This is a genomic window from Streptomyces sp. MNU76 (genome assembly GCF_020982545.1).
GTDB lineage: Bacteria > Actinomycetota > Actinomycetes > Streptomycetales > Streptomycetaceae > Streptomyces.
In genome coordinates, this window is sequence record NZ_JAJKLK010000001.1 from 1,347,013 (window position 1) to 1,361,618 (window position 14,606).

At 67.8% G+C, this 14,606-nt stretch carries 7 protein-coding genes and 1 pseudogene; 2 read left to right on the forward strand and 6 right to left on the reverse strand.

The features are described from left to right. Positions 1–10: 10 nt before the first annotated feature. From E4N62_RS05820 to E4N62_RS05830, 3 genes and pseudogenes are all read right to left on the reverse strand, one after another. Positions 11–1,739: pseudogene (locus tag E4N62_RS05820) on the reverse strand (protein kinase family protein). A gap of 118 nt (positions 1,740–1,857) precedes the next feature. Further along, entirely contained in the window at positions 1,858–4,074 is a 2,217-nt protein-coding gene (murJ, locus tag E4N62_RS05825) for a murein biosynthesis integral membrane protein MurJ (protein ID WP_230212277.1), read from the reverse strand. A gap of 47 nt (positions 4,075–4,121) precedes the next feature. Beyond that, on the reverse strand, positions 4,122–6,530 hold the full coding sequence (locus tag E4N62_RS05830; RefSeq protein WP_230212279.1) for a DUF6049 family protein: 2,409 nt from the start codon (positions 6,528–6,530) through the stop codon (positions 4,122–4,124). A 236-nt stretch (positions 6,531–6,766) separates the two neighbouring features. On the opposite strand from E4N62_RS05830, the gene E4N62_RS05835 reads away from it, so the two are divergent. Beyond that, positions 6,767–8,215, forward strand: coding sequence for a CCA tRNA nucleotidyltransferase (locus tag E4N62_RS05835; RefSeq protein ID WP_230212281.1), 1,449 nt, complete (start codon positions 6,767–6,769; stop codon positions 8,213–8,215). Positions 8,216–8,289: 74 nt separating this feature from the next. On the opposite strand, the gene E4N62_RS05840 is transcribed toward E4N62_RS05835, so the two are convergent. From E4N62_RS05840 to E4N62_RS05850, 3 genes are all read right to left on the reverse strand, one after another. After that, the gene (locus E4N62_RS05840) at positions 8,290–9,579 is read right to left on the reverse strand and encodes an MFS transporter (RefSeq protein ID WP_230212284.1); all 1,290 of its coding nucleotides are present in this window, start codon (positions 9,577–9,579) and stop codon (positions 8,290–8,292) included. Positions 9,580–9,657: 78 nt separating this feature from the next. Then, positions 9,658–10,740, reverse strand: a complete 1,083-nt coding sequence (locus E4N62_RS05845; protein ID WP_230212286.1) for an inositol-3-phosphate synthase — start codon at positions 10,738–10,740, stop codon at positions 9,658–9,660. 44 nt (positions 10,741–10,784) lie between these two features. Then, the gene (locus E4N62_RS05850) at positions 10,785–11,465 is read right to left on the reverse strand and encodes a PadR family transcriptional regulator (protein WP_230212289.1); all 681 of its coding nucleotides are present in this window, start codon (positions 11,463–11,465) and stop codon (positions 10,785–10,787) included. A 373-nt stretch (positions 11,466–11,838) separates the two neighbouring features. Between E4N62_RS05850 and E4N62_RS05855 the strand changes: the two genes are divergently transcribed. Then, on the forward strand, positions 11,839–14,502 hold the full coding sequence (locus E4N62_RS05855; protein ID WP_230212291.1) for a transglycosylase domain-containing protein: 2,664 nt from the start codon (positions 11,839–11,841) through the stop codon (positions 14,500–14,502). Positions 14,503–14,606 lie beyond the last annotated feature (104 nt).

The window sequence follows — 14,606 nt, forward strand, 5'->3', positions numbered from 1 at the left end:
CGACGAGCTCTCAGCCCATGAACTTCACGTCGGTGATCGCCTGCTTGTATCCGGCACCACTGAACTGGTCACCGTCGCCCTTGGGTACATCGGTGAGCCAGACGAGAACGTACCGGGTCTTCACCGGCTTTTTGGTGGAGATCTTCAGGTCCGTGCCGCTCGTCCTGTTCGTAGCGATCTTCGTCATGGAGCTGAGGGGGGGCGGACGACGACAGGGAGTCCGCCGCGTACAGCGTGGCCGTGGTGTGGTCCCCGGAGTAGTAGAGCCCTATCGAGGCCGCTGACACGTCCTTGGCCGAGCCCAGGTCGTAGACGATGCCGACACCCTGCTTGAAGGGGGCCAGCGTGGGGCCGTCCCTGAAGGAGTAGGTCCTCCAGTACGTCGACGAGCTGTTGTCGTACGTCAGATCCGCGTCGTCCGCGTGCTGGGGCTTCCCGTCCGGGTAGTACTCCGCGGCGCCCGTGATGCTGAGCGCCGTGATGGGCTTTGCCTTGTCGGTGCCCTTGTCGTTGCCGTCGGTCGTCTGGCTCGTGTCCGGCTCGCCGGACTGGCCTCCCTTCCCGATGAGCGCGTCGGCCAGTTGCCAACTGCCGAGACCGAGTGCGGCGATCAGCAGGGCCGAGACGGCCCACTTGAGGGCCTTGCCGGTGCGGCTCTGCAGCGGGGGCGGCGGGGGCGGCAGGGGTTGCGTGATACCGGCGTGAGGGGACTGACGGCCATACGTGCCCTGCTGGTACGTCGTGTGCTGGTAGTCCGGCGGCGCGGTGAACGCGGGCTCCGGCGGGCGGATGCGGGGCATCTCGCCGATCGCCTTCACCAGCTCCTCCGGCGTCGTGCACGGGGACTCATGACGGGAGGCGGTGGCACCGTCGTTGACGAGCGCCCGCATGGACAGCTCCGACAGCCCTCGGTGGACGCCCGCTCGGACCTGATCGGGCGCGATGAGACCGACGCCCTTGGGGAGCCCGGAGAGGCCGTGCGCGTCGTTCTCGTACGGCCAGCGCTGGGTGAGCGCCGCGTACAGCAGCGCGCCGATCGCCTCCGTGTCCGTGCGCTGCGGGGTGTCCGAGCCGATGCCGCGCAGGGCGGCGTTCACCGCGAGACCGCGAATGCGCCACTGGCCGGAGGCGGAACGCAGCACCGCACTCGGGTTGAGCCGCAGATGCGAGAGGCCCTCCCGGTGCGCGGCGGCCATGGCGTGGGAGATCTGCGTGACCATCTGGTAGGCGTCATGCGGTTCCAGTGGACCCGACGCCAGCAGCGTCGTCAGTTCCGTGGCGTCGGGCAGCCATTCGTGCACCACGTACACGAGGTCGTTCTCCTCGACCGCGTCCAGCACCTGGACGAAGCGAGGATCACCCAGCAACGCGGAGGAACGGGCCGCCGCCAGTACGGAACGGGCGCGTGCGTGATCGGCGGGCAGCACATGTACCCCGACCGCGCGACGGAGTTTCTCGTCCACGGCACGCCAACTGCTGAAACCGTCCAGACGGGTGACGCACTCTTCGAGGCGGTAACGCCTGGCGAGCTTGTGGCCGCTGTGCAGTTCGGGCGGTGTCGTCTTCGAAGGGACCTCGGTACCGCCGCTTCCCTGTGCCTCTTCGCTCGCCGAGCTTTCCGTGTCCCGCTCCCGGTTCTGGGCCTCCCCGTCGGCCGTGGACTGGTCCGCTTGTGCGGTCAGCGGCTCGTCGCCGCTGTTGTCTGCCACGTCGACGGCAGCCGTGCTCCGTTCCGCCACCGTCGTCCCTGCCTCCCCATCCGTTGAGCGTTCCAAGACGCCAAAGCCAATTGTGCCCACAGTCCGCCGCTATGAGCGACACGCGTCGGCGGACGATGGTTGTGCGCGTACCCCAGCCTCAGCGCCCCAGCCGTCCACGGACCATACCGACCATCGAGTTGAGCTCTTCGATGCGCATGCGTCGCGCGGCGACGTAGAAGACACCGAGCAGAACGATTCCTCCCCCGAAGAGTGCGAGCATCGAGCCGCCGACGCCCTGTCCCAGAGCGCGGCTGATGCCGTAGCAGGCGGCACCACTGAGCAGCGCCGCGGGCAGCGAGGCGATGGACAGTCGCGCGTAGGTCCGCATGACCCTGGAGCCGTCCAGGTCCCCGCCCAGCCGCTTCTTGAGGCGACGCCAGGCCACGCCGACACCGATCATGTAGGCGAGACCGTACGAGGCCGCCATGCCGACCACGGCCCAGCGGGCCGGGATCACGAAGAAGCAGACCGCCGAGGCGCTCGCGTTGACGGCCGCCACCATGACCGTGTTGTAGAAGGGCGTCCGGGTGTCCTCGTACGCGTAGAAGGCGCGGAGGACGACGTACTGCACGGAGTACGGGATCAGGCCGAGCCCGAAGGCCATCAGCATGAAGCCCATGTTCGTCGCCGCGCCGGTGCCGGACGAACCGAAGATCAGCGTGCACATCGGGATGCCGAGCGAGACGAAGCCGAAGGCGATCGGCACGATGGCGACGGCCGTGGTGCGCAGGCCCTGTGAGATGTCGTCACGCACGGCACCGGCGTCGTCCTCGGCGGCCGAGCGCGAGATGCGAGGCAGGAGGGCGGCCATGAGCGAGACCGTGATGATGGCCTGCGGCAGGCCCCAGATGAGCTGGGCGTTGGCGTAGGCGCTGAAACCGGTGCCGGCGATTTTCGTGTCCGTGACCGCCGCGGTCGCCAGCTGAGTCACGACCAGGGCGCCCGCCTGGTTGGCGAGCACGAACAGGATGGTCCACTTGGCCAGCATCGCGGCCTTGCCGAGACCGTGGCCCTTCCAGTCGAAACGCAGCCGCATCCGGAACCCGGTCTCCCGCAGGTACGGGATCATCGCCAGGGCTTGCACGACCAGACCCAGGAGGATGCCGATACCGAGGAGCCGCTCGCCCTCCGGCGGGATGTTTTCAACCGTCATTCCGGAGTCGGCGGCGCTGCCGTAGACCCACAGGAACGCTCCGAGCGTGACGATGATGACGATGTTGTTGAGGACCGGGGTCCACATCATCGCGCCGAAGCGGCCACGTGCGTTGAGGATCTGGCCCATCACCACGTGGATGCCCATGAAGAAGATCGAGGGCAGGAAGTACCGGGTGAAGGTGACCGCGACGTCGTTGGCGGCGGGATCGTTGGCGAGGGGTGTCGACAGCGCACGGACAAGAAGCGGCGCGGCGAACATGGCGAGTGCGGTCAGCAGGCCGAGGATCACCATGACCAGGGTCAGCAGCCTGTTGGCATACGCCTCCCCACCGTCGTCGTCATCCTTCATAGCCCGAACGAGCTGTGGCACGAAGACGGAGTTCAGACCGCCACCGACGGTCAAAATGTAGATCATCGTCGGCAGCTGGTAGGCGACCTGGAAGGACTCACCCAGCAGAGCGAGGCCGAGCGCCGAGACGATCATCGCCGAGCGGATGAAGCCCGTGAGGCGCGAGACCATGGTGCCCGCCGCCATGACGGCGCTCGACTTCAGCAGGCCCGACGCCCGGCCGCCCTTCTTCGCGGCAGGGGCGGACGTGGGAACGGGTGCGGGCTCCGCGAGCGTCGGCCGGCCGGCCCCGGGGCCCGAGGGCGGGGTCGGACCCGGAACGGACGGCTGTCCCACCGGGGAGCCGCCCTGCTGCTGGTCGCGGAGGAGATGGGCGAAGGCGTCCGGCTCGTGGCGCTCCTCACCGGCCTGGGTCACCAGGTCGTCCACACCGACGAACTGGGTGGTACGGGCGTCGTCGCCGTACGGCAGATGCCGGGTCGGCCCCTCGGGCTCGGGCGCCGGCGTCTGGGCCCACACACGAGGGTCGGGCGTGTACTGCGGAGCCGACGGCTGCGTGTAGAGCGGCTGCTGCGGCTGGTAGGTGCCCGGAGCCGGTGGCGGGTGGGCGGCACGGTCGTAGAGAGCCTCCGCGACCGGATCCTGGGCGGCGAGATCCCGAGCGCGGTAGGGGTCCTGGTCGTAGGCGTCCTGGAGGTACATGTCCGCGGGGGGCTGCGGCGGCACCTGGCCCGGCCCGGGCAGCGGGCCGTCGGGATACCCCGAGTCGGCCGCGCCCTGGCCGCGGTCACCGTCGTACGGCGCGTTCATGGTTACCCCACCTCATCGTCCCCGGGCCCACCGGCCACGACAATCGCTCAACGGTCCACTCTCTCACCCGTGCCGGACGGGTCGGCGCTTTCCGGAGCGGTGTCCGGTGCCGGGTCACTCGGGTGCTCCGGCTCGTCTGTCCCGGAATTCACCGGGCGCTCCTCCTCGACAGTGTGTACGACTGAGGCGGCCTCGGTGTTCGCGTCGTCGTCCCTCGGGGTGCTCTCCGACGCCTCGTCGTCCGCCGGGGCTCCCTCCGCCTCCAGCCGGGCGGCGGCGCGCTTGCGCTGGGTGTACATCCGGAAACCGGCGAGGACGAGAAGCAGGACACCTCCGGCGATGACCAGCATCACCGTGGGGGTGATCTCGGTGACGTCCACCGTGAACGTGACCTCGTCACCATACTTCTCGCCGTCCACGGTGTAGAGCTGGGCGACGACGGTGACCGGCCCGTTGGCCTCGGCGTTGGTGGTGAACTTCACCGACTCGCTGTGCCCACCGGAGATGTCGACGGACTGCTCGTCGAAGTCGTCGTCATCGATCTTCAGACGCTTCGGCGCTTCGGACGTGAGGCGCAGCGTCAGGTTGTCGACACCCTGCACGAGGTTGTTCTGCACGGTCACGGGGATCGTCGCGCTGCGGCCCGAGAGCTTCGTCTCGGACTTCTCGATCAACCGCACCTGCTCGGTGAGGGAGTTGAGGTACGACTGGACGCTGTTGCGGTACACCGCCGCGTCCATGGAACGGCCTCGCCAGGAGGTGGACATCTCCCGGTCCATGGTCCTGCCGAACGGTGTGACCACGCGGGACTGGTCGGAGAGGATCACCTTGAAGCGGTCGAGGTCGGCCTGCGTGGTCCGGATCTCCTCGAAGGCGGACTTCGGCAGTGCCTGCTTCCGCAGTGACGAGGGGTAGGCCGAGGCCGACGGGATCTTGGTGTTGGCGCTCGGATCGGGCTTCGCGGCGGCGGCAGCCGCGAGTTCCTGGGGCTGCGACCAGGTTCCGCCCTGGAGCGCCGTGAGAGCCTGCGCCATCGTCTGTGCCTGGCTGGCTGACGGCATGCGCTGCGGAGCGATCACGATGCTGCGCTGCTTGCTGTTCTGGAGGTCCGTGGTCAGGCTCTGGGCGAGGAACCGCTGCACCGCCAGCGTGGAACTCTCGGCCTTCGTCATGTCGCCCTGGAAAGCCGTCGACAGTCGGGCGTCCGCGACCACCGCCGTGGTGCCGCCGCCGACGGGCCGAGCCGCGTTGGGCGTGTAGGACAGGCCGCTGCTCTCCTGCAGACTGTCGCTGCGGGCGATCACCTTGTCGGCGCCCGCGGAGATGGCGACCTTGACGATCGACGGGTCGACGGCGCCGTTCACCGGCCAGGCGAAGTCGGTCTCCGGCTCCACCCTGAGGATGTTCTGGACCGTGTCCGATGCCACATCGGTGGCGTCCTTCAGGCGGCTCAGCGAGCCGGTGATCGTCCTGCCGTTGTGGGCCAGCGCCGCGAGGTCGGGGTCGGCGAAGGGAAGGGCGATCACCTCCTCGCCCTGGACCGCTGTCTCCAGCTCCGCCAGCCAATCCTTGGCGACGGCCTGATTCCTGCCCGCGACGGTGGTGTCCCCGCTGCGGACCTGGTAGCCGCCCGTCATCGCGACCACGGATGCCAGCAGGTCCGGATCGATCACCCACGTGATGTCCAGGTCCTTGCCCAGCGTGAGCAGCTGCTCCAGACGTCCGCCCGTGGAGATCTCCTTGGCCAGGTCGTCGTTGCGGAAGATAGGCGTCTGTCGTTCGCCGGGACCGGTCTCGGCCGTCAGATGGGTGCTCGAGATCAGCGGCCAGAGGAACGTGGTCTTGGTCTTGGTGCCCGACTCGTCCGGCTGCCAGGGCAGGAACGTGCGCTGGATGCCGAGGACCTGGTCGTACTGCGCTGCGGCGGTCCTGCCCGAGAGGGAGACTCCCAGCTGATAGACACCGTCCGAGCCGAGGTCCAGTTCCTTGACGGGCACGGAGATGGTGAAGGGCTGGGCCACGCCGGAGGCGAGCGCGGAGAACTTCTCCACGTACTTGCCGCCGACCTCCGGGCCGTCGGCGTACTGGTCGAAGCCGGTCCGTTTGGCCGCGTCGTCGATGGAGGAGCGGCCCTTCACGGCAGCCGGGGCCACACGCAGGCCCACATGGGCGTCCGTGACGGTCTGCTTGCCCTTGTTCGTGACCGTGCCCGAGACGGTCACGGTGTCGCCCTCGGTGGGCACGCTGGGGCTGAGCGAGTCGAGGGAGACCTCGACGGTGTTCGACCCCGTGGCCTCGGCCAGGGCGGCCTTCGGGGCCGCCTGCGCCGACGGGACCGCGGGCAGTTGGAACAGGCCGGCCAGCAGAGGCACCCCGGCGAAGAGGGCCCCGGTGCGCAGCAGCCACCGGCGGGCAGGTGAGGGACTCGTCCCCTGGAAGTCTGCCGCCTCGGCCACGCGCTCGCCCGTCCCTCGTCGTCGTCAGTGGTCGTCGGAATGTGCGTCCCCGCATGGTAACGATGTGCGCTGAGGGGAAGTGCCGCGGTCCGCTCCACAAGATCGGGGGACGAGGCCGGGCTGTCCCCGTATGTGCACGTATCAAAGGGGTGGGCGAGGAGGTCACCTGCACGAAGCCTTTGTGCACGTTCAACGGAGGCGACCGCGGCCACCGGCGCCCCGTACCCTTTTCAGTTGTGCCGAACGCCAACGAAGACCTCAGTGCCCTGAGCCAGGTGCAGCGCCGCGCGGTGAGTGAACTGCTGCGGGTGTCCCCTGTCGCCGACGACCTCGCCCGCCGTTTCCAGGAGGCCGGGTCCTCGCTCGCCCTGGTCGGTGGGTCGGTCAGGGACGCGCTGCTCGGCCGGCTCGGCAACGATCTGGACTTCACGACGGACGCCCGCCCCGAGGACGTGCTGAGGATCGTGCGGCCCTGGGCGGACGCCGTCTGGGAGGTCGGGATCGCGTTCGGCACGGTGGGCGCGCAGAAGGACGGCTACCAGATCGAGGTCACGACCTACCGCTCCGAGGCGTACGACCGGACCTCGCGCAAGCCCGAGGTCTCGTACGGCGACTCGATCGAGGATGATCTCGTACGCCGTGACTTCACCGTGAACGCGATGGCGGTGGCCCTGCCCGAGAAGGAGTTCATCGATCCGCATGGCGGGCTGGAGGACCTCTCTGCGCGTGTTCTGCGTACCCCCGGGACACCTGAGGCGTCTTTCTCTGACGACCCGCTGCGCATGATGAGGGCGGCGCGCTTCGCCGCCCAGCTGGACTTCGAGGTGGCTCCCGAGGTCGTCCAGGCGATGAGCGACATGGCCGGTCGGCTGGAGATCGTCTCGGCGGAGCGGGTGAGGGACGAGCTGAACAAGCTGATCCTCTCCGCCCACCCCCGTGAGGGCCTGACCCTGCTGGTCGACACCGGCCTTGCCGAGCACGTCCTGCCCGAGCTGCCGGCGCTGCGACTGGAACGGGACGAGCACCATCGGCACAAGGATGTCTACGAACACACCTTGATCGTCCTGGAACAGGCGATCGCGCTTGAGGAGAGCGGCCCGGACCTCACGCTGCGGCTCGCCGCGCTGTTGCACGACATCGGTAAGCCCCGTACCCGTCGCTTCGAGAAGGACGGCCGGGTCTCCTTCCACCACCATGAGGTGGTGGGCGCAAAGATGACCAAGAAGCGCATGACGGCCCTGAAGTACTCCAACGACCTCGTGAGGGATGTCTCACGGTTGGTGGAGCTCCATCTGCGCTTCCACGGATACGGCACCGGCGAGTGGACGGACTCCGCTGTACGCCGCTACGTGCGCGACGCGGGCCCGCTCCTCGACCGCCTCCACAAACTGACTCGCTCCGACTGCACCACCCGGAACAAGCGCAAGGCGAACGCTCTCTCCCGCGCGTACGACGGCCTGGAGGAGCGCATCGCCCAGCTCCAGGAGCAGGAAGAGCTGGACGCCATCCGCCCGGATCTCGACGGCAACCAGATCATGGAGATCCTGGGCGTGGGGCCCGGCCCGGTGATCGGGCAGGCGTACAAGTTCCTGCTGGAACTGCGTCTGGAGAACGGGCCGATGGAACACGACGAGGCCGTGACAGCACTCAAGGAGTGGTGGGCGCAGACGTCGCAGGTTTCCTGACGGCAGCCACTCCGTCGCTTTCGTTCGGCATCGACGCGACGCGATGTTTCACGTGAAACATCGCTCGTTCCGCATCAGCGCTGCTTCGTCACGCCGAATCGGGCCATGGCCGCAGCGATCGATCCATAGATCACCGCCACAGTGATCACCAAAGCGGCCGAGCGGCCGTCCGGCGGGAGTATCAGGGCGGCCACGGCAGCGGCGCCGACGAAGGCGATGTTGAACAGGACGTCATAGAGGGAGAAGATCCGGCCCCGGTATCCGTCCTCGACGGACGACTGGACGATCGTATCCGTCGAGATCTTCGCTCCCTGTGTGACCAGACCCAGGACGAACGCCGCGATCAGTATGGGCACTTCCGTGAAGGGCAGGCCGAGCGCCGGTTCCAGCACGGCTGCAGCCGCGGAGCAGGTGACGATCCACAGGCCGGGGCCCAACCGTCCAGCGGCCCAGGGCGTGATCACCGCCGCTGTGAAGAAGCCCGCTCCCGAGATGCCCACGGCGAGACCGAGGAGGGCCAGTCCTTCCTCGGAGTCGGACGCCCCAGAGCTGTCGGACGGCCACGCGTAACGGCAGAGCATGAGCACCATGACGGTCAGGGCGCCGTAGCAGAACCGCATCAGCGTCATCGAGGCCAGCGCCCAGGCAGCCGCCCGCCGTCCCGGTTCGGTGAGATGCCGTACACCCGCTGTCAGACCTCGCGCGGTGCCGGCCAGGGCGGCTCCCAGTCGTGGCTGCACCAGCTCGGGATCCGGGCCCAGCAGTTCCCGGGCGATACGCAGGGAGGCCAGAGCCGAACACAGGTAGAGGCCCGCACCCAGGAGGACCACTGCGGCGTCGGAATCCGACGCCACCAGGCGTACGACGAAGGCGAGTCCGCCGCCGGCGGTCGCGGCGAGCGTCCCGGCTGTCGGTGAGAGCGAGTTGGCGACCACCAGGCGGTCGGCGTCCACCACTCGGGGCAGTGCGGCGGAGAGGCCCGCCAGGACGAAGCGATTGACCGCCGTGACGCAGAGCGCGGAGACGTAGAAGAGCCAGTCGGGCACATGGCTCAGGATCAGGACGGCGGTCACCGAAGCCAGGAGAGCGCGGAGCAGGTTTCCGTACAGCAGTACCTGGCGCCGTCGCCAACGGTCGAGCAGGACGCCGGCGAAGGGGCCGACGAGGGAGTACGGAAGAAGCAGGACCGCCATCGCGGAAGCGATCGCGGCTGCCGACGTCTGCTTCTCGGGTGAGAAGACGACGTACGTGGCCAGCGCGACCTGAAAGACGCCATCGGCTCCCTGGGACAGCAGCCGTACGGCGAGCAGACGCCGGAAGTCCCGGAAACGGAGCAGGACGCGCAGGTCGCGTACGACGGACATGGGGCACAGCCTCACATACGGGAAGGGTCCCCGGGCGCTTGCCCCGGGGACCCTCAACGGCCCACTACGAGCGCGTGATCAGCGCTCGACCTCGCCCTTGATGAACTTCTCGACGTTCTCACGGGCCTGGTCGTCGAAGTACTGCACCGGCGGGGACTTCATGAAGTACGACGACGCCGACAGGATCGGGCCGCCGATGCCACGGTCCATGGCGATCTTCGCGGCGCGCAGCGCGTCGATGATGACGCCGGCGGAGTTCGGGGAGTCCCAGACCTCGAGCTTGTACTCCAGGTTCAGCGGGACGTCACCGAAGGCACGGCCCTCGAGACGGACGTACGCCCACTTGCGGTCGTCGAGCCAGGCGACGTAGTCCGACGGGCCGATGTGGACGTTCTTCTCGCCGAGCTCCCGGTCGGGGATCTGGGAAGTGACGGCCTGGGTCTTGGAGATCTTCTTCGACTCCAGGCGGTCCCGCTCCAACATGTTCTTGAAGTCCATGTTGCCGCCGACGTTCAGCTGCATCGTGCGGTCCAGGATCACGCCACGGTCCTCGAACAGCTTCGCCATGACGCGGTGCGTGATGGTGGCGCCCACCTGGGACTTGATGTCGTCACCGACGATCGGGACGCCCGCCTCGGTGAACTTGTCGGCCCACTCCTTGGTGCCGGCGATGAAGACCGGAAGGGCGTTGACGAAGGCGACCTTGGCGTCGATGGCGCACTGGGCGTAGAACTTCGCCGCGTCCTCGGAACCCACGGGCAGGTAGCAGACGAGGACGTCGACCTGCTTGTCCTTGAGGACCTGGACCACGTCGACCGGGGCCTCGGTGGACTCCTCGATGGTCTCGCGGTAGTACTTCCCGAGGCCGTCCAGCGTGTGGCCGCGCTGCACGGTCACACCGGTGCTCGGCACGTCGCAGATCTTGATCGTGTTGTTCTCGGAGGCGCCGATGGCGTCCGCGAGGTCCAGACCGACCTTCTTGGCGTCGACGTCGAAGGCGGCGACGAACTCCACGTCACTGACGTGGTAGTCCCCGAACTGCACGTGCATGAGACCCGGGACCTTGGACGCCGGGTCGGCGTCCTTGTAGTACTCGACTCCCTGCACCAGCGACGCGGCGCAGTTGCCCACGCCGACGACGGCTACGCGAACCGAACCCATTCCGGTTGCTCCCTGTGTGTACGAGTGAGGTCCTGGCAGGGACCTCACGTGGTGGTGTCGCCGGGCGCATCCGGACCGGGGGCGTCCCCGGTCCGGGGCAGGGCGCCCGGCGCTCCCTCTGTGGTGTCGCGAGCGGGCTCTCCGCGGCCGGGACCTTTCAGGTCCCGGCCTGCCCGCTCGCTCTCGATGAGCTCGTTCAGCCAGCGCACTTCGCGCTCCACGGACTCCATCCCGTGGCGCTGGAGCTCAAGCGTGTAGTCGTCGAGGCGCTCGCGGGTGCGGGTCAGAGAGACGCGCATCTTCTCCAGCCGTTCCTCCAGACGGCTGCGACGGCCCTCAAGGACGCGCATCCGCACATCCCGGGAGGTCTGCCCGAAGAACGCGAAACGAGCGGCGAAGTGCTCGTCCTCGTAGGCGTCGGGACCCGTCTGCGAGAGCAGCTCCTCGAAGTGCTCCTTACCTTCCGCCGTCAACCGGTAGACGATCTTGGCGCGGCGACCCGTGAGAGGGACGGCGCCAGCATCCTCCGGGGTACTGCTCGATTCCTCGATCAACCAGCCGTTGGCGACCAGCGTCTTGAGGCAGGGGTAGAGCGTCCCGTAGCTGAAGGCCCGGAACACGCCCAACGACGTGTTGAGTCGTTTGCGCAGCTCATAGCCGTGCATCGGGGCTTCGCGGAGCAGGCCGAGGACGGCGAACTCGAGTATCCCGGAGCGCCGGCTCATCGTCGCCTCCCGTCTCCCGCTGGCCCTGTCGGCACGATGTATGCCGAGCTGATGTATCGACTCGATACATCACGACGATAGAACGCCCCTACGGATGCGACAAGTGGGGATCCGGTGAACGGGGTCACATCACCGATTAGAAGGAAGCAAGTTGCCTGATTTGGGATGAAGTTAAGTGCCAGGTGGGTTTGGGCGGTGCGTAGTCTGTGCGGCATGCACACCACCGGGAACCGAGTGACGTATGAGCACGTCGTCGTCCTGGGTGCGGTACGGATGAATGCCTGCACGACCGCATCCGTACTTCGGGGGGACCGGAAACCAGCCGCCGTTTCCAGGCGCGCACGGATGCGCCTGCCCGAGGAGTAGTCGTTCGATGAGCGAGCACCGTCGCAAACCGCCGCAGCCGCAGGGAGGCGGACGTGCCGCGGCCCGACGCGGCCAGTCGGCGTCCTCCGGCCGCCGCGCGGCACCGCGGGGCGCCACCGGGTCACTTTCCGATACCTATGGTGCGGGAGGTGAGGAGTCCCCGTTCGAGGGCCGCGCGGCTACGCGACGTGCGGCGCAGAGAAGCACCGGCGCGGGTGCGGGCGGTGGCCGTCGCAGAGCGGCCGAGCCCGCAGGGCGTGGGCCGGGTCGTGGCCGAGGGCGTGCCGCTCCACCTGGCAAACAGCGCTTTATCGACTATCCGCGCGCCGACAAGTACGGGGCGATGCGGTGGGTGCCCTCCTGGCGCCAGGTGACAGGGCTGTTCATCGGTTTCTTCGGCTGCCTCGTGGCAGCCGCGGGCATTGGGTACGCGGTGGTGGCGGTACCCGACCCGGCTCAGGCCGCGACAGCGCAGAACAACGTCTACTACTGGTCGGACGGCTCGCAGATGGTCGCGACGGGTGGTGAGGTCAACCGCCAGATCATCGCGTACGAGAAGATCCCCAAGGCGATGCGCTACGCCGTCATGTCGGCCGAGAACAAGACGTTCGAGACCGACAGCGGCGTCGACCCGATGGGAATCGCGCGCGCCGTCGTCAACATGGCCAAGGGCGGGCAGACGCAGGGTGGCTCGACCATCACCCAGCAGTACGTGAAGAACGCCATGCTCGACGACCAGTCGCAGACGCTGTCCCGGAAGGTGAAGGAACTCTTCATCTCGGTGAAGGTGGGCGCCTCAGTCGACAAGAACGAGATCATGCGCGGTTACCTGAACACGGCCTACTTCGGCCGTGGAGCCTATGGTCTCCAGGCGGCCGCCCGCACCTACTTCGGCAAGGACGCGGAAAAGCTCAACCCCAGCGAGTGTGCCTTCCTCGCCGCGGTGCTCAAGGGCGCCACGTACTACGACCCGGCGGGTGCGACGTCGATCGACCCGGCCGCCACGCCGGATGCCAACACCAAGCGGGCCACGGAACGCTGGAGCTGGATCCTCAACGAGATGGTCAAGGACAAGCATCTGTCCGCGGCCGAGGCGGCCAAGTACCCCAACTTCCCCAAGATCCAGCGGCCCCGCTCCAACGCACAGCTCGGCGGGCAGATCGGCTACCTGGTCGACACGGCCAAGGGCTACATCCTCAACAACACCGACATCACGCAGAAGCAGCTCGAACAGGGCGGCTACGAGATCCACACGACCTTCGACAAGAAGAAGGTCAAGGAACTCGAGAAGGCCGTGACGAAGGTCCGCAAGGAGAACATCAAGCCGGACCTGCGCCCGAAGACCGACACCCACGTGCAGTTCGGTGGCGCGTCGGTGAACCCGAAGTCGGGCGCCATCGAGGCGATCTACGGTGGCGAGGACGCCACCAAGCACTTCACCAACAACGCCGACGTCACCGGAGCGCAGGTCGGCTCGGTGTTCAAGCCCTACGTCCTGGCGGCGGCCATGACCTGGGGCAAGCGCGACCCTGACCTCGATCCGGACCAGGCGCAGGACGAGCGGACCATCGTCTCGCCGAAGAGTCTCTACAACGGTAAGAACAACCTCAAGATCAGGGACTACAACGGCGACATCTGGACCAACGAAGAGGGCAAGGAGTGGCTGCAGGCCAACGACGGCGACGAGTCGTACGGCAGCCCGCCGAAGTACCAGATCGATCTCCGTGAGGCGATGCGGGTCTCGGCGAACTCCCCGTACGTGCAGCTGGGCATGGACGTCGGCCTGGAGCGGGTGAAGGAGGCGGCCATGGAGGCAGGCCTCAAGGAGGGCAGCCTCACAGGCACGAGCTTCCCGTCCTTCTCGATCGGTATCTCCGACCCGAGTGCGATCCGTATGGCGGGCTCGTACGCGACCTTCGCCGCGAGTGGCAAGCAGAACGAGCCGTTCTCGGTGAAGTCCGTCGAGTACGAGGGGCTGACCCGGTTCGACCACGACGACATCGCCGACACCAAGCGGGCCTTCACCTCGAAGGTCGCCGACAACGTGACCGACGTCCTCAAGACCGTCGTCGACGAGGGAACCGGTACGTCGGCCCAGCTGCCCGGCCGCGAGGTGGCGGGCAAGACCGGCACCACCGACGGCAACAAGTCGGCCTGGTTCGTCGGGTACACCCCGCAGCTGTCGACCGCGATCAGCATGTACCGCATGGACGACGACGAGTCGAACAAGAACCGCAGGTTCCTGGAGATGTATGGCACAGGTGGCCAGGAAACGATCCACGGCGCCTCGTTCCCGGCCGAGATCTGGCACGACTACATGGAGGACGCGCTCAAGGGCCAGCCGGCGGAGGACTTCCCGGAGCCGGAGCCGATCGGTGTCATCGTCAACGAGGACCCGGAGCCGACGCCGACCCCGACGGTGACCGAGTCGGAGGAGGAGTCGCCCGAGCCGAGCCCGACGCCCACCGAGAGCGAGGCTCTGCCCTCGCCGACCCCCAGCGAGACCTGCCGCAACCCGTTCAACCCCACCTGTGAGGAGACCGGCGGTGCCGACACGGGTGGCACGGACACCGGTGGAATCGACGGCGGGGTGACCGCGTCGCCCTCGGAGTCGGAGGATGATTCGAGAGGCAACCAGAACGGCGGTCTCTTCGGAGGCAACGACGGGTAGCTCCCCACCCGGCAGTATCTGTTTCACGTGAAACATGGGCCACCGCACCGGCCAGGTGCGGTGGCCCATGCCGTATTCCCTGCCCGCACCCGGTGAAGAAGCGG